The organism is Rhodococcus sp. MTM3W5.2, from assembly GCF_001984015.1.
GTDB classification, from domain to species: Bacteria; Actinomycetota; Actinomycetes; order Mycobacteriales; family Mycobacteriaceae; genus Rhodococcus_G; species Rhodococcus_G oryzae.
The window spans coordinates 2,687,034-2,702,128 of the sequence record NZ_CP019572.1 but is presented as its reverse complement, the minus strand read 5'-3'; the positions used below and the strand labels follow the sequence as shown (position 1 = coordinate 2,702,128).

The 15,095-nt window shown below is 70.1% G+C and carries 16 protein-coding genes and 3 pseudogenes; 7 read left to right on the top strand and 12 right to left on the bottom strand.

Annotated elements, in window-relative coordinates; genetic code table 11:
* Positions 1-94 precede the first annotated feature (94 nt).
* From BTZ20_RS12490 to BTZ20_RS12475, 4 genes and pseudogenes are all read left to right on the top strand, one after another.
* Complete coding sequence (locus BTZ20_RS12490) at positions 95-934, top strand: PaaI family thioesterase (RefSeq protein WP_077041576.1); 840 nt, start codon at positions 95-97, stop codon at positions 932-934.
* Positions 915-1,591, top strand: a pseudogene (locus BTZ20_RS12485) (TVP38/TMEM64 family protein). The gene BTZ20_RS12490 and the pseudogene BTZ20_RS12485 overlap by 20 nt, the downstream one beginning before the upstream one ends.
* A 60-nt stretch (positions 1,592-1,651) precedes the next feature.
* Entirely contained in the window at positions 1,652-2,233 is a 582-nt protein-coding gene (locus tag BTZ20_RS12480) for a helix-turn-helix domain-containing protein (RefSeq protein ID WP_077041575.1), read from the top strand.
* Positions 2,230-2,769 carry a hypothetical protein gene (locus BTZ20_RS12475; protein ID WP_077041574.1) on the top strand — a complete coding sequence of 180 codons (540 nt, stop codon included), beginning with the start codon at positions 2,230-2,232 and terminating at the stop codon, positions 2,767-2,769. Before BTZ20_RS12480 ends, BTZ20_RS12475 begins: the two co-directional genes overlap by 4 nt.
* Here BTZ20_RS12475 and BTZ20_RS28055 read toward each other — a convergent pair.
* Entirely contained in the window at positions 2,762-3,328 is a 567-nt protein-coding gene (locus BTZ20_RS28055) for a zinc-binding alcohol dehydrogenase family protein (protein ID WP_223263743.1), read from the bottom strand. The genes BTZ20_RS12475 and BTZ20_RS28055 overlap by 8 nt on opposite strands.
* Positions 3,286-3,753, bottom strand: a complete 468-nt coding sequence (locus BTZ20_RS28050) for an alcohol dehydrogenase catalytic domain-containing protein (RefSeq protein ID WP_223263742.1) — start codon at positions 3,751-3,753, stop codon at positions 3,286-3,288. Before BTZ20_RS28050 ends, BTZ20_RS28055 begins: the two co-directional genes overlap by 43 nt.
* An 88-nt stretch (positions 3,754-3,841) precedes the next feature.
* Between BTZ20_RS28050 and BTZ20_RS12465 the strand changes: the two genes are divergently transcribed.
* The gene (locus tag BTZ20_RS12465) at positions 3,842-4,432 is read left to right on the top strand and encodes a TetR/AcrR family transcriptional regulator (RefSeq protein WP_077041573.1); all 591 of its coding nucleotides are present in this window, start codon (positions 3,842-3,844) and stop codon (positions 4,430-4,432) included.
* Between the two features lie 14 nt (positions 4,433-4,446).
* On the opposite strand, the pseudogene BTZ20_RS12460 reads toward BTZ20_RS12465, so the two are convergent.
* From BTZ20_RS12460 to BTZ20_RS12450, 3 genes and pseudogenes are all read right to left on the bottom strand, one after another.
* Positions 4,447-5,642, bottom strand: a pseudogene (locus BTZ20_RS12460) (SPFH domain-containing protein).
* Positions 5,643-6,074, bottom strand: a complete 432-nt coding sequence (locus tag BTZ20_RS12455) for an NfeD family protein (RefSeq protein ID WP_077041572.1) — start codon at positions 6,072-6,074, stop codon at positions 5,643-5,645.
* Between the two features lie 55 nt (positions 6,075-6,129).
* A complete protein-coding gene (locus BTZ20_RS12450) occupies positions 6,130-6,960 on the bottom strand; it encodes a DUF3097 domain-containing protein (RefSeq protein WP_223263741.1) in 831 nt (276 codons plus the stop codon).
* 67 nt (positions 6,961-7,027) lie between these two features.
* On the opposite strand from BTZ20_RS12450, the gene BTZ20_RS12445 reads away from it, so the two are divergent.
* Positions 7,028-7,840, top strand: a complete 813-nt coding sequence (locus BTZ20_RS12445) for a hypothetical protein (RefSeq protein WP_077041570.1) — start codon at positions 7,028-7,030, stop codon at positions 7,838-7,840.
* A gap of 8 nt (positions 7,841-7,848) precedes the next feature.
* Here BTZ20_RS12445 and BTZ20_RS12440 read toward each other — a convergent pair whose 3' ends face one another.
* On the bottom strand, positions 7,849-8,739 hold the full coding sequence (locus BTZ20_RS12440; RefSeq protein WP_077043667.1) for a class I SAM-dependent methyltransferase: 891 nt from the start codon (positions 8,737-8,739) through the stop codon (positions 7,849-7,851).
* Between the two features lie 154 nt (positions 8,740-8,893).
* Here BTZ20_RS12440 and BTZ20_RS12435 point away from each other — a divergent pair, with 154 nt between their 5' ends.
* A complete protein-coding gene (locus BTZ20_RS12435; RefSeq protein WP_077041569.1) occupies positions 8,894-9,274 on the top strand; it encodes a VOC family protein in 381 nt (126 codons plus the stop codon).
* Between the two features lie 9 nt (positions 9,275-9,283).
* Here BTZ20_RS12435 and BTZ20_RS12430 read toward each other — a convergent pair whose 3' ends face one another.
* The 6 genes and pseudogenes from BTZ20_RS12430 to BTZ20_RS12405 all read right to left on the bottom strand — a co-directional run bounded on the left by BTZ20_RS12430 (position 9,284) and on the right by BTZ20_RS12405 (position 15,078).
* A complete protein-coding gene (locus BTZ20_RS12430) occupies positions 9,284-10,333 on the bottom strand; it encodes a ferrochelatase (protein ID WP_077043666.1) in 1,050 nt (349 codons plus the stop codon).
* Between the two features lie 7 nt (positions 10,334-10,340).
* Positions 10,341-11,171, bottom strand: coding sequence for an NADH-dependent enoyl-ACP reductase InhA (gene inhA / locus BTZ20_RS12425; protein ID WP_077041568.1), 831 nt, complete (start codon positions 11,169-11,171; stop codon positions 10,341-10,343).
* Between the two features lie 51 nt (positions 11,172-11,222).
* Positions 11,223-11,945: a 3-oxoacyl-ACP reductase FabG1 gene (fabG1, locus tag BTZ20_RS12420; RefSeq protein WP_077041567.1), complete on the bottom strand. Its 723-nt coding sequence runs from the start codon at positions 11,943-11,945 to the stop codon at positions 11,223-11,225.
* A gap of 71 nt (positions 11,946-12,016) precedes the next feature.
* Complete coding sequence (locus BTZ20_RS12415; protein ID WP_077041566.1) at positions 12,017-12,997, bottom strand: VWA domain-containing protein; 981 nt, start codon at positions 12,995-12,997, stop codon at positions 12,017-12,019.
* A complete protein-coding gene (locus BTZ20_RS12410; protein ID WP_077041565.1) occupies positions 12,994-13,962 on the bottom strand; it encodes a DUF58 domain-containing protein in 969 nt (322 codons plus the stop codon). The genes BTZ20_RS12415 and BTZ20_RS12410 overlap by 4 nt, the downstream gene beginning before the upstream one ends.
* A pseudogene (locus tag BTZ20_RS12405) lies at positions 13,959-15,078 on the bottom strand (AAA family ATPase). The gene BTZ20_RS12410 and the pseudogene BTZ20_RS12405 overlap by 4 nt, the downstream one beginning before the upstream one ends.
* Positions 15,079-15,095: the final 17 nt, after the last annotated feature.

Below are 15,095 nucleotides of genomic sequence, written 5' to 3'. Positions count from 1 at the left end.
CCATATTCGGACACAGTCATTGTTTCTGTGATGCTAGCCGCACCCTTTCGGCCACTATCGCCTGGATCACCTACCCTTCGGTAACCTCCACGCAATGAGCATTGCGAATGTCCGGACGGGCGCCGAGCGGAAGACGCCACAGGCCCTGTTCCGGGTCAGTCCGGCCACCCGCGACGGCGCGGTGAACCGGATGACGATGGACCTGGGCGCGCCCGAGCCACACGGCAGGACCGCTGCGCTCGGGGTGCTGCTCGACGACTGCCTCGGTTTCACCATGTACGAGCGGCGCGGCGACCGGGCCGGGCTGGTCAGCGCCGACCTGTCCGTCGACTTCGTCCGGCCGACCGGATGGACAGGGCCGCAGCTGACCGCCGAGGGCAGGCTCGAGACCCGCGGCGAGGACGGCGCGATGAGTTCGGTTCGGGTGTTCGACACCGCAGGCGAACTGGTCGCCACCGGCACCGCCTGGGGCAACTTCGTCGACGGCGTCCAGCAATCCCGCGACGAACGCCCGCTCGCACCCGCCGACGGGTCCGGGCCGACGATGACGCCGCTGGAGACGATCGGCGGCACCCTCGAACGGACCGACCGCGGCGCGCGGCTGACCGTGCCGCCGAACCGGTCGCTCGCCAACGCGCTCGGTGTGATGCACGGCGGCGTGCAGGCCTGCGCGTACGACCTCGCGGGCAACGCGGCCGCGGCCGGGTCGGCGGGCGCCATGGACACCAGTTCCCTGCGGATCAACTTCTTCCGGACCGTGCCGCTCGACCGCCCTGTCGTCTTCGAGGCCGAGGTGCTTCGCGCCGGACGCCGGGTCGTGGTGAGCCGGGTCACCTGCACCGACGCCGACGGCCGGGAGTGCGGGGTCGCGACTGTCACCTGCCGCCGCCCCGCGCCGAGTACTCTTGGCGAACGTGACCAGGCGCCTTCGTGATCCGAAGCTGATCGCCGGGCTGCTGGTCGCGGCGGCGCTGCTGGTCGCCGCGCTGATCCTGCCGCATCCGTCTATCGAGCAGGTTCGGGAGTGGGCGCGGTCCGTCGGCCCCGCTTTCCCGCTTGTGTTCTTCGCCGTGCACGCCCTCGTCACGGTTGCCCCGGTCCCCCGCACCGTCTTCACGCTCAGTGCCGGGGTGTTGTTCGGGGCGGCGACCGGAATCCTGATCGCCGTCGCCGCGACCACCGTCAGCGCCGTGCTCGCCCTGTTGCTCGTGCGCGCCGTCGGACGCGACGCGTTCGCCTCGCGGATGACGCACCCGGCGATCCAGGCGATCGACGACCGGCTCGCACGGCGGGGCTGGCTGGCCGTGGGTTCGCTGCGACTGATCGCCGCGGTTCCGTTCTCGGTCATCAACTACTGCAGCGGCGTGTCGTCGGTCCGGCTCCTGCCCTACATGCTCGCCACCCTGGCGGGGTGCTGCCCGGCACCATCGGTGTCGTGGTGCTCGGCAACGCCCTCGGTGGCGACACCAACCCGGCACTGCTCGCCTTTTCCGCGGTCTGCATCGTAATCGGCGTCATCGGCCTGGTCCTGGATGCCCGAATGGGCGTGCCGACCAGGACCGACAGCACCGAGGTCAAGGCCGTAAGCTAGATCGACGTAAATCAAGCGATGAACCTTGACTTCATAGGATCCAGTTCCTAGCCTTGACGAATGTTCGTCATGACGGTCGACCAGCGTGGCAGCCGCCGCGACCTCGACCGCGTCGATCCGATCCTGCGCGAATTCGCCGACGCACCGCTGCTGCGCCCCTTCGAGCGCACCGCGGGCGACGAGGTACAGGCGGTGGCGGAGCGGGCCGAGGTGGTCGTCGACCTCGCACTCGAATTGGCGGCACGCGGGCACTGGAGCGTCGGGATCGGCGTTGGCCCCGTCGAGATCCCCCTGCCCGCCAGTACCAGGGCAGGACGCGGGCAGGCCTTCGAGGCCGCCAGGGACGCCGTCGACCGAGCCAAGAACCTGCCCGGCTCGGTCGCCGTCACCGGGCCCGACGCCACCTCAGCCGCCGATGCGGAAACCGCCCTCATGCTGGTGTCGGTGCTCGTCTCGAGGCGGTCCGAGCCGGGCAGGGACGCGGTGGCCGCGATGCGGGAGGGACTCACCCAGGCTGAGGCCGCGGAGCGGCTCGGCATCAGCAAGCAGGCCATCTCGCAACGATTGGCCGTGGCCGGGTGGCAGGCGGAGTGCGCCGGACGCACCCTCGCGCTGCGACTTCTTCAGAAGGCGGCCCGATGACCACGCTCGCTCTGATCCTGCTCGGCCTCGCCGCGGTCTCCCCCGTGGTGCTCGCGAGCGGCCGGATCCGGCTGTGGATCAGCCCGACCATCGCGACGCTCGCCCTCGGCGGCGCCGCGCTCGCCGCCACCGCGACCCGGCCCGTCACGGGATTCGCGCTCGGCGCGACCCTGGTACTCGCCGTGCTGGCCGCGGCCACCGGTGGAGCGCCGTTGGTACGCGCGGCATTTCGCATCGCCAAGCGCCAGGAAGACGCGGGACCGACGCCCGACACGGTCACGCTCGCCCCTCGCGTCGCAGGCGAGGGCCCGCTGCGTGGCGGCCGGATCATCGGCGTGCTCGAGCGCAGCGCCGTCGCGGTGGCGATCCTGGCCGGCTGGCCCGAGGGCCTCGCGATCGTGCTCGCGGTCAAGGGCCTGGCGCGCTACCCGGAACTGCGCGAACCCCATGCGTCCGAACAGTTCATCATCGGCACCTTCACCAGCGTGCTGTGGTCGGTGGCGGTGTGCGGGGTCGCGAAGGCGCTCATCAGTTAGACGATGACGCACCTGACCGCGGCGCCAGGATCATCTTCCCCGTGGCGGCCCGCTTCTCGATCTTCTCGTGTGCCAGCGCGGCGTCGCCGAGCAGAAGGATCGAGTCGACCACGGGCGTGACGGTTCCGGCGGCCGCACGCTCGAGGATCTCGGCCCTGGCCGCCGCGACCCGCCCCAGCCAGGCCGGCCCGCCGCAGCCGGTGAGGGTGAGCCCTCGCGGCAACAGGTCTGTGGACCCGATGGCCGCCGGCCGACCACTCAGCAACCCGTAGAACAGCATTCGACCCTCCAGCGGGGTCATCAGATCCAGGAGCTGCGCCGCGGACTCGCCGCCGATCGACTCGAACGCGACGTCGATGGTCGCATCGCCAAGGACTTCGCGCACGCGGCTCGGCCAATCCGGGTCGGCGTGATCGAACACGTCGTCGGCGCCGAACGAGCGCGCCCGGTCGCGCTTGTCAGCTGCCCCTGCGGTGGCGAGGATGCGCGCCGCGCCGAACTCCCCGGCCAACTGGGTCAGGTACGCGCCGACTCCCGTCGCGGCGGCTTCCACGAGCACCACTTCACCGCCCGCAGGTCAGCGGCACGCAGCAGGGTCAACGCGACCGCACCCGGCACCGCCACCGCGACGGCGTCCGGCAACGACAGCCCGTCGGGGACGCGGACGGTCGCGGCGGCCGCGGCCACCACCCGCTCGGCGTAGGCGCCGGTGCCATCGGTCGTCGCGATCACCCGCGCACCGATCATGCCCCCGTCGACGCCCGCGCCCACCTCGACGACCGTCCCCGCCGCCTCGCCCCCGAAGACGAACGGAGGGACCGCAGGCGACGGGAAGGTCCCTGAGCGGAGCTGCGTTTCGGCGAAATGGACCCCGATCGCCTCGGCTCGGATCACCACCTCGCCGACCCCAGGCTGCGGTGCGGGCACGTCCCGCTCGACGAGGACCTCGGGTCCACCGACCGATGTCATTACTATTGCCCGCATCGACACTCCCTAATTTGACTGCCGGTCCAGTTACCGGACGAGGGTCACGTTATGGACCGACGGTCAACTTGTCAACGGAGGTACACGGGTGGGTAGCGGATCAACGCGGGAGCGCAGCGACGCCGTCCGGAATCGCCGCGCGATCCTCGACGCGACCGACGCGCTCCTGAGCGAGTTCGGCGCCGAGAACGTCTCGATCGAGCAGATCGCCGCGGCGGCAGGCGTCGGTAAGGGAACCGTCTTCCATCGGTTCGGCAGCCGCGCCGGGCTGATGAAGGCCCTTGTCCTCGAGCGCGCGCACAACCTGCGTGACGCGGTCGTCAGCGGCGAGCCGCCGCTGGGACCCGGCGCGCCCGCAGCCGACAGACTGATCGCGTACTTCGACGCGATGTTCCGACTGGTCGCGGACAACGTCGAGCTGATGATCGCCTACGACAACGCCACCGCCGACCCGCACACCGAGGCAATTCACGGATTCTGGTACGGACACATCGCCGGTCTGCTCGCGGAGGCTCGACCGGATCTCGACGCCGAGGCACTGGCCCCGGTCCTGCTGGCCACCATCAACCCCGACATGGTGCTCCACTACGTCCGCGACGGCCAGACCGAGCGTCTCGCGGCGGCCGTCCTCAGCGTCGTCGAATCGGTCGTCGGTCGACCCGCACACACGCCGACCTGAGCGACCGCTTCCGGCTATCCCGGCGGCAGCTGCCCACCCGGATCCGAGGGGCCCGCGGGCAGCTCGCCCGACTCGTGCCGATGGGGCTCGAGCTGATGCTCTGGCACCAGTGAGGTGTCGACGGGTTGGCGCGCAACGGCTTCCGCCGCCGCGACCGCGCGCGCGACGGTCGGGTCCGCCTTCATCTCGAACCAGTCGGCGACCTCCGCCGAGTCATCCTCCGGCTTGGGCAGGTCCTCCTGGACCTGGCTCGGCTCGTAGCGGAACACCCCGTCCTCCCCTGGCGCCCCGAGGGTCCGCGCGAAACCCTTCAGCGCATCCCCGAAGTCGCTCGGCACCAGCCACACCTTGTTCGCGTCGCCCTGTGCCATCTGCGGCAGGGTCTGAAGATACTGGTACGCAAGCAGTTCCGGTGTCGGCTTGCCTGCCTTGATGGCCGCGAAGACCTTCTCGATCGCCTTCGCCTGACCCTGCGCCTGCAGGTACTTCGCGGCCCGCTCACCCTGCGCACGCAGGATGCGGGACTGCCGCTCGCCCTCCGCGCTGAGGATCGACGCCTGCTTGGCACCCTCCGCCGCGAGGATCCGCGACTGCTTGTCGCCCTCAGCGGTCTTGATGGCGGATTCGCGGTGACCCTCGGCGGTGAGGATCATCGCCCGCTTCTCGCGGTCCGCCTTCATCTGCTTCTCCATCGACTCCTGGATCGACGGCGGCGGGTCGATGCTCTTGAGCTCGACGCGGGCGACGCGCAGCCCCAGCGGCCGGTGGCCTCGTCCAGCACCCCGCGGAGCTGCCCGTTGATCGAATCGCGCGAGGTCAGCGTCTCCTCGAGCGTCATGCCGCCGACCACGTTGCGCAGCGTCGTGGTGGTCAGCTGTTCCACGCCGACGATGTAGTTGTTGATCTCGTACACCGCTGCCTGCGGGTTGGTCACCTGGAAGTAGACGACGGTGTCGATGTTCAGCGTCAGGTTGTCCTGGGTGATCACCGGCTGCGGCGGGAAGGACACCACCCGCTCACGCAGGTCGACCTTGGCCCGGATCTTGTCCACGAACGGCACCAGGAAGGTGAGCTGGCCGGACACCGTCCTCGCGTAGCGGCCGAGCCGCTCGATGACGGCCGCCTCCGCCTGCGGGACCAGGGCGACCGACTTCGCCACCACGATCACCACCAGCAGCACGATCACGGCCAGAACGATCAATGCGGCCATTTACGGTCCCCTCCATACGACGGCGGTCGCGCCGTCAATCTCCATCACGGTCACGGTCGTTCCTGGCGGATACACCTCGGAGCTGTCGAGCGGGCGGGCGGTCCACACCTCGCCCGCGAGCTTGATCTGGCCCGCGTGCTCGGCAACCTCCTCGAGGACCAGCGCATGCTTACCGGCCAGTGCCTCGACGTTGGTGGGTACCAGCGGCGGCTTCGCGAAGCGGCGCAGCAATGCGGGCCGCACCCCGAGGACGAGTGCGAGCGACACCACGCCGAACACCACGGCGTCGACCCACACCGGCCAGTCGGTCACCGCGCTGACCCCGGCCGTGGCAAAGGCGCCGCCGGCCAACATCAGCAGGAAGAAATCCCCCGACAATGCCTCGGCCGCGGCCAGCAAGACTCCTGCTATCAGCCAGACAAGTGCTGCCACAACACCATCTAACCAGAGTTCCCCGCGAGTGCGGCCCGGGAAACGACCACTGGGATCAGTCCGTGGCGGTGACGAAGTCGACCAGCCGCTCGACCGCGCCGATCAGCGGCGACTCCAGGTCGCGGAAGCTGGACACGGAGCCGTAGACGCGGCGCCACCCGTCCTGTGGGGTCCCCCAGCCCAGCTCGCGGCAGATTCCCGTCTTCCAGTCCTGCCCGCGCGGGATCTTCGGCCACGCCGCGATGCCGACCGCCTTGGGCCGCACCGCCTCCCAGACGTCGATGTACGGATGACCGGTGACCAGCACGTGCGGCCCGACGTTCTGCGTCATCCGGGACTCCTTCGAGCCCTCGACCAGATGGTCGGCGAGCACGCCGACCCGCCGTCCCGGTCCTGGCCGGAACTCGGCCAGGCGGTCGGCGAGATTGTCGAGCCCCTCCAGGTGCTCGACCACGACGCCCTCGACCCGCAGATCATGGCCCCAGACCCGCTCCACCAGCGCGGCGTCGTGGATGCCCTCCACCCAGATCCGGCTCGGCAGCGCGGTGCGGGCCTTCAGCCCCTCCACCCGGGTCGATCCGGACGCGGACCGGGTCGCCGCGGCCGGCTTCTTCGCAGCGGTCGGCCGCACCAGGGTCACCGGCTTGCCGTCGATCAGGAAGGCGGCCTCACGCATGGCGAACAGTCGCGTCTGGCGTCGGGAGTCCTCGAGGCGCACGTAGTCGCCGTCGTAAGTCTTCTCCATGCCGACCACCGCGCCGCAGTAGCCGGTCGCCGAGTCCTCGACCACGAGCCCCTTGTCCGCGGGGACCTTCGGGTACTCCGGCCGTCGGCTACGGGTGTGACCGGAGAAGATGTTTCCGCCGTACATGTCGCGTGCACTCACGGTCGACAACGCTAGGACACGGATTCGGTTGGTCGTCGCCCGCCACGCCGACCTATGCTGGAATACCGTGTCCTGTCCCAGCACCACCCTGACCATGTGGGCCACCTCCTGGCTCGCCGGGGCCAGCTCCCCCGACGACGTCATCGACGCCGTGCAGTCCTGGGCGCCCATGCACCTGGTGGGGGCGGCCGACGCCGAGGTGGCGCTGCGTCTGGACCTGCCCTGGCCGCAGCTCCAGGACAACGGACCGATCGTGCTGATGCGGATCGCCCGCATGCTCAGCGCCGACGAGGCGGACACCCAGCTCACCCTCGTGTTGCCCGCGCCGGGTGATGTCCGCGGGTTGCCCACCGGTACCGACTTCGCCGCGGCAGCCATTCACGCCGAGGAGGGCGTCCTCGTCGGCGCGCCCGGCCGGCCGGGGGCCGGCATCGTGCCGACCGTGGAGGGGCCGGATGTGCTGCGCTGGACGGTGTTCCCGGTGCCGGTCATCCCGCAGCCCATCGAACAGATGGGGCTGGGCGAGGCCGAGTTCGAGATGCGCAGCGCCGTCCGCGACGCCGCCGACACCCTCGCCTCGATGCGCGGCGGGTTCGCCGCCGACGACCGCGACCCGCGCGCCCGCGTCGCCGAGGCGCTCGAGGAGTTCTCGCACCACAGCTACCCCGACTCGACTCCCGATCGTGCGCTGCGGATCTTCGACACCGCCGACCAGGTGGCCGCGATCCTCACCGTCGCGGGCGAAACCGGGGTCCGGGCGCAAACCGCCGCTGGCGTTGCGGCACGCGAGGAGACCCTCCGGCCGCTCTGGTCGACGATCCGGGCGGCCCGCCTGGGGGCGGTCGCCGCGACCGTGCGAGCGGCCAGGCCGCGGGTGTAACCCGGCCGCTATCTCGTGGCCGCCAGGTACGCGGGGGTCCGCGCCAGGTCCGCGAGGTCGTCGGGAAGATCCGGGACCTGCACGCCGTAGGCCGCGGTGAGTTCGACCGGGCTGAACCGCCGCACGGTCCAGCCGTGGTCGGTCAACCACTGCGCCGGGTCGGCCCGTTCGTCGTCGTAGAACAGTGACGCGATATCGATGTCGTCTAACTGCTTGTCCCCGAAGTACTTGTCCCGCAACGCAAGGAACCGTTTCACGTCCGTCCCGGCACCGAATCCGTCGAGGGCGATCCGGCTGCCAGCCGCGGAGAGTCCGTCGATCCGCTCGAAGAGCGCGTCGTGTGCGGCGCCGGGAAGATACGGCAGCAGGCCCTCGGCCGACCAGGCACACGGCAGGCCCGGGTCGAATCCCCCTGCCTCCAGCGCGGCAGGCCAGTCCTCGCGCAGGTCGACCGCGACGGGCCTGCGGTCGACCTTCGGCCGGGCGCCGTGCGCGTCGAGCACTGCGGATTTGAATGCCAGCACCTTCGGCTGGTCGACCTCGAAGACCGCCATGTCCGGCGCCCAGTCCAGGCGGTAGGCCCGCGCGTCCAGTCCGGCCGCGACGATCACCGCCTGCCCGACCCCGTCGGCGGACGCCGCGGTGAAGTACTCGTCGAAGAATCTGGTCCGCACACCCATGAAGCCGGGAAAGAAGAACGGCATCTTCTCGAGCGGGGACGGATCGGCCAGCAGCCCGGTGAAGTGCTCATCGCCGGCCGCCTCGACGAACCAGCGCGCGAATCCGTCCGTGATCAGCGGATCGGGACGTTCCGATTCCAGCGCCCGGAAGGTCGCCACCCCCAGTGCGGTGCGGCCCACGCTGCTCACGATGTCCCAGGTGTCTCCGTCGGTACGCATCAGCACCATCGCCTCTCCAGATCCGACGGTCCGAACACTACGCCGGTGTTCGCCGACCCGACACCGTCGGCGAGGTGCGTCGACAACCTGCCGAGCCGAGGAGGAGGATCCTCGGTGATCGTCCCCAGACACGCGCAGGAGAGGGCAGACCACCGTGGACCTGAGACTCCAACTCGTACCGATTCCCGTCGCCGACGTCGATCGCGCGAAGTCCTTCTACATCGACAAGGCGGGCTTCACGCTCGACCACGACCACAGCGCGGGTGATCAGTTCCGCGTCGTGCAGCTGACCCCGCCCGGGTCGGCGTGCTCCATCTGTTTCGGCATCGGCATCGTCGACACCACTCCTGGTTCGGTGAAGGGCCTGCACCTGGTCGTCGACGACATCCACGGCGCGCGGGCCGAACTCGAGGGCCGCGGTGTGGAGATGGGTGAGGTCGAGGAGATGGGCGCCCCTGGCAAGCCGACCGTCTCGTACGCGGGCTTCACCGACCCGGACGGCAACAGCTGGACCCTGCAACAGATCTCCGTCTGATCCGAGCGGTCAGCGCCCCGGCCTGCGCGGCGGCTCGCAGCACGCCGTCGCGCAGAGGGCGCCGTTCGCGCCCGCCCCGTACAGCGGTTCAGATCCGAGCCGCTGCGGGGCGGCGCCGTCCGACTGCTCCCGCACCAGAGCCGAAACCAGCTGCGCGAAGCGCGGATCGGTGCCCGGCGTGCCGACCCGGACGTAGCCGAGCCCGAGCTCGGCGGCCCTGTCCCTTGCCTCGGTGTCCAGGTCCCAGATCACCTCGAGGTGGTCGGAGACGAAGCCCACCGGGCACACGATCACGGCCTCGGTGCCTGCCGCGGCCAGCGCATCGAGGTGATCACAGATGTCGGGCTCGAGCCACGGGATCTGCGGCGGCCCCGACCGCGACTGCCAGACCAGGTCGTACTCCTCGACACCGACTGCGTCAGCGCACAACCGGGCGGCCTCGGCGACCTGGCGGCTGTAGAGCCGGCCGCCGTCGGCGGGAGGGCCTGCCGAGGCGTCCGCGGAGACCGGGATGGAGTGCGCGGTGAACACGAGCCTGGCCCCGGCGCGCCGATCGGCCGGGAGCTGCTCGCGGGCCGCGACGATCGCCTCGGCGAACGCCGCGATGAGCAGGGGGTGGTCGTAGTACTGGCGCAACTTCACCAGCGCGGGCGCACCATCGCCGACCGCGGACCTGGCCCGCTCGATGTCCTCGTGGTACTGCCGGCAGCCGGAGTAGCCGCCCCACGCCGAGGTGGGGAACACCAGTGCCGAGCGGACACCGTCGTCGCGCATGCGAGCGACGGTGTCCTCGACCATCGGATGCCAGTTGCGGTTGCCGAAGTAGATCGGCAATTCGATTCCCGCACCGGCGAACTCGGACTCGACCGCGGCGATGATGTCGCGGTTGAGCCGATTGATCGGCGACACCCCACCGAAGTGCAGGTAGTGCTCGACCACCTCGTCGAGGCGCTCGGGCGGCACTCCCCTGCCCCTGGTCACGTTCTCCAGGAAGGGACGGACGTCGTCGGGCTTCTCGGGTCCGCCGAAGGAGAGCAGCAGCAGGGCGTCAGCAGTCATCGGCACGTCAGCCCGCGAAGCCCTCCGGGAACCACATGTTGTGGCTGGCCCCGCCGTCGACGTAGATGATCGAGCCGGTCGTGGCCGGCAGCCAGTCCGAAAGCACCGTGACGACCGACTTCGCGACCGCAGTCGGATCCCCAACGTTCCAGCCGATCGGCGAGGCACCGTCCCAGTAGGACTGGAGCTGGTTCAGCTGCTTCGCGTCGTCGGTGGCGGTGCCCGCGATCGCCTTCGCGGCCAGGGTCTTGATCGGACCCGCTGCGACCAGGTTCGAGCGAATCTTCTTGGCCTCGCCGACCTCTCGCGCCACGTACCGGTTGACGGACTCGAGCGCGGCCTTCGCCACACCCATCCAGTTGTAGTACGGCATCGCGGTCCGAGGATCGAAGTCCATGCCCACGATCGACCCGCCCTCGTTCATGACCGGGAGGACGGCGCGAGCGAGGGACGCATAGCTCCACGCCGAGATCTCGAACGACTTCGCCACATCCGGCCCCGGGCCCTCGAGGAACGGCTTGGCTTCGGGCCCCATCAGTGTCCGCGGCGCGAAGGCGATCGAATGCAGCACACCGTCGATACCCTCCGGCGCCACCTCGCGGACACGATCGGCGAGCGCGGCGAGGTGCTCCTCGTTGGTGGCGTCCAGCTCGATCGCCGGCGGCACCGGCTGCGGCAGGCGCTGCGCGATGCGGTCGATCAGCCGCAGCCGGTCGAACCCGGTGATGATGACCTTCGCGCCCTGCTCCTGCGCCACCTTCGCGACGTGGAACGCGATCGACGAGTCGGTGATGATCCCGGTGACGAGGATGGTCTTGCCTTCGAGCAGTCCGCCCATGGTGATTCTCCTGTGATGAAAGTCTGTGTGTGGGTGAAGTTTCGAGCGGACCTAGTGGCCCATGCCCATGCCACCGTCCACCGGGATGACGGCGCCGGAGACGTAGGCGGAGTCCTCCGAGGCGAGGAAGCTGACCACGGCCGCGACGTCCTCGGCCTTACCCACTCGCTGCAGCGGGATGAACTTCTTCGCCATCTCTTTCATGTCCTCCGGCAGGTCGGCGGTCATGTCGGTCTCGATGAAGCCGGGCGCCACCACGTTCGCGGTGATCGACCGCGACCCCAGCTCGCGGGTCACCGAGCGCGCCAGACCGATCACGCCGGCCTTGGAGGCGGCGTAGTTGATCTGCCCGGCCTGACCGGCCATACCCACCACCGAACCGAGGAAGATCATCCGGCCCCAGCGCGCCCGCAACATGGCACGGTTCGCCCGCTTGGCGCACCGGAAGGCGCCGGTCAGGTTGGCGTCGATGACGTTCGTGAACTGCTCCTCGGTCATCCGCATGAGCAGCGTGTCGTCGGTGATGCCCGCGTTGGCGACCAACACCTCGACCGGACCCTGGTGCTCCTCGACCTCGGTGAACGCCCGATCCACCGACTCCGCGTCGGTGACGTCGCACTTCACGCCGAACAAGCCCTCGGGAACCCCGGACCCACGGTGCGTGACCGCCACCTTGTGACCGTCCGCCGCCAGACGCTGGGCCACCGCGAGGCCGATGCCGCGGTTGCCTCCGGTCACGAGCACGGAACGGGACGGAGAGGGGGTGTTCGACATGCGATCAACCTATCTGTTCGTGTACGCCGCATCGGCGTCGGTCGGTGGAATTGTGACGGGTCATGGCCCCGCTAGGGCAGGCGTTGGCGCAGAACCAGCGCCATGGCGAGCCCCGCCGTGGTGCACAGCACCCCGAGCACCAGCCAGGGCCTGCTGGCGTCGCCCCTGGTCGTCTCGAACCCGATCTGTTCCTCGAGGGTGTCGTAGACCTTGCGCAGTTCCTCGAGGCTGGACGCCGTGAAGAAGCTACCGCCGGAGAGGTTCGCGATCTCGCGAAGCGACGGATCGTCGACCGGGACCGGGATCCGCTCGTCCTCGATGTCGACGGTGCCGTAGGTGGTGCCGAACGAGATCGTCGAGATCGGCACGCCCTTCTCCTTCGCCTCCCTGGCGGCCGTGTAGCCGCCGCGCAGGGCATCCGGGTCATCCGGGACGGTCTGCTTCCCGTCCGAGAGGAGCACGATCCGCGCGGGCGGCGCCTGATCCCCGCCGCCCAGGACCGCGCCGAGCGTCTCGATCGACTGGAGCGAGGTGAAGATGGCCTCGCCGGTCGCCGTTCGTTCGCTCAACTTGAGGTGGTCGATCGCGGTCTTGGTCTCCTCGCGATTGATCGTCGGCGAGACCAGGACCGAGGCGGTCCCCGCGAACGCGACCAGCCCGAGATTGATCCCGGGCGTCAGCCCGTCCGCGAAGTCCTTCGCGGCGGCCTTGGCGGCGTCGAACCGGGTCGGCTCGACGTCGGTGGCCTTCATCGACAGGGAAACGTCGATCACCATGATCACGGTGGCCCGGTTCCGCGGCACCCGCTTCTCCGAGGTCGGGCCGGCGAGCGCCACCGTGAGCAGCAACAGTCCGCACAGCACCAGCGCGGTGGGCACGTGCCGGTAACGCCCTGGCCGCGAAGGGGCGACCTTCTCGAGCAGCTCGAGATTGGAGAACCGGAGCAGGTGCTTGTGCCTGGTGCGCTGGACGAGGACGTAGGCGACGGCGAGGGCCGCCACCACCACGAGGAACGCCAACCACAGGGGGGACGCGAAATCAGCGAAGCTCACTGGCGCGGCACCCGATTCACTCGAGCACCATAACTGTGTCGGCGCGAGGCCACGAAGCGAACGACATCGGCGATCCAGTCCCGGTCCGTGCGCAGCGTCAGGACGGGCGCCCCGCAGCCGCGCAGCGTGTGCTCGACCGCGCGGCGGTGCTCCTGCGCGGCAGCGGCGAAGTCGGCACGCAGTGACGGGGTGGTGTGGAACTCCCGGGTCCGGCCCGTCTCCGGGTCGTGCAGCACGACGTCGCCGACGTCCGGCAGCTCCAGATCACGGGGGTCGAGAACCTCGATACCCAGCAGGTCGTGCCTGCCGGACAACGCGCGCATCGACCGCTCCCAGTCGATCGGACCGAGGAAGTCACTGATCACCACGGCGAGCCCGCGTCGGCGCTGCGGTCGGCGCAGCGACTCGATCGCGCCGCGCAGGTCGCCCCGCACCCCGTCCGGGGCGTGCGGAGTGGTCGCGATCTTCCGGAGCATCGCCTGCGCGTGCAACCGGCCGCCGCGCGCGGGGATGCGCACGGTCCGCTCGCCGGTCGCGACGATGGCGCCGATCCGGTTGCCGCCCCCGCTGGTGAGGTGGGTGACGGCGGCCGCGGCGGCCACCGCCAGGTCGCGCTTCTCTGCCCCGGTCGTCCCGAAGTCCAGGCTCGCGGACAGGTCGACGACCAGCCACGTCTCGAGCTCGCGATCGGCGACGGACATCCGCACGTGCGGATGCGTCGTCCTCGCGGTCACCGACCAGTCCATCTGGCGAACGTCGTCGCCTGGCTGGTACTCGCGGGCGTCGCCCGATTCGGTGCCCGGCCCCGGGATCAGCCCGAGGTGCTCGCCGTGCAGGACGCCGTCGAGCCGCCTGCGGACCGTCAGCTCGAGGGTGCGCAGGGCCGCGGACAGCTCCGGGTTGCGCAGCTCGCCCGAACGGAACGAGGGCAACGCGCCGCCGTCACGATGAGCCGGGGCGCTCACCGCTGCTGGCCACCGACCGACGCGGTCGGGTCGGCGACAGCCTGTTGCTGCGGCGTGCCGTTGGACTGCGGGGCCGCCTGCGGTGCGACGGCTCCGTTCTGCGCCTGCGCGGGCGGGGCAACCGGCTGGGCCGCGACCTGCGGGAGACCGACGCTCTGCAACACCCGGGTGATGACGTCGTCGGGTGAGACGTCGTCCGCGAGGGCGTCGTAGGAGAGCACCAGGCGGTGGCGGAGCACATCCGGGATCACCTCGAGCACGTCCTGCGGCACCACGTAGTCACGTCCGCGCATCAGCGCGAGGGCGCGCGAGGCGGCGATGATGCCGAGCGTCGCACGCGGCGAGGCGCCGTACGCGATCCACCCGGCCACGTCGGTCAGGCCCAGTTCGGCGGGGTACGGGTGGCCGCGATCACGCGAACCACATAGTCCACCAGGGCATGGTGCACGAAGACCGCGCTGGCGGCCTTCTGCAGGCGGATCAGCTCGGCCGGATCCAGGATCGGCTTCGGCTCGGGAGCCGCGACACCCATCCGGTAGACGATCTCGCGCTCCTCCTCCACGGACGGGTAATCCACCAGGATCTTGAACAGGAAGCGGTCTCGCTGCGCCTCGGGCAGCTGGTAGACGCCCTCGCTCTCGATCGGGTTCTGGGTCGCCATCACCAGGAACGGCTCCGGCATCGGGAACGTCTTGCCGCCGATGGTGACGTGCCGCTCGGCCATCACCTCGAGCAGTGCCGACTGGACCTTCGCGGGGCCCGGTTGATCTCGTCGGCGAGCACGAAGTTCGCGACAACGGGACCGAGCTCGGTGTCGAACTCCTCCCGGCCCTGCCGGTAGATCCGGGTACCGACCAGGTCGGTGGGCACCAGGTCCGGGGTGAACTGCACGCGGGAGAACGAACCGCCGACGACGGTCGCGAAGGTCTCCACCGCCAGCGTCTTGGCGACGCCCGGCACGCCCTCGAGGAGCACGTGCCCCTTCGCGAGGAGTCCCACGAGAATGCGCTCGACAAGCCGGTCCTGCCCGACGATGACTCGCTTGACCTCGTAGATCACCTTCTCGAGGATCTGCACGTCCGTACTGCCGGTTGCCCCGTCAGCTGAGGTCACCAAGAATCCACCGCTTTCAC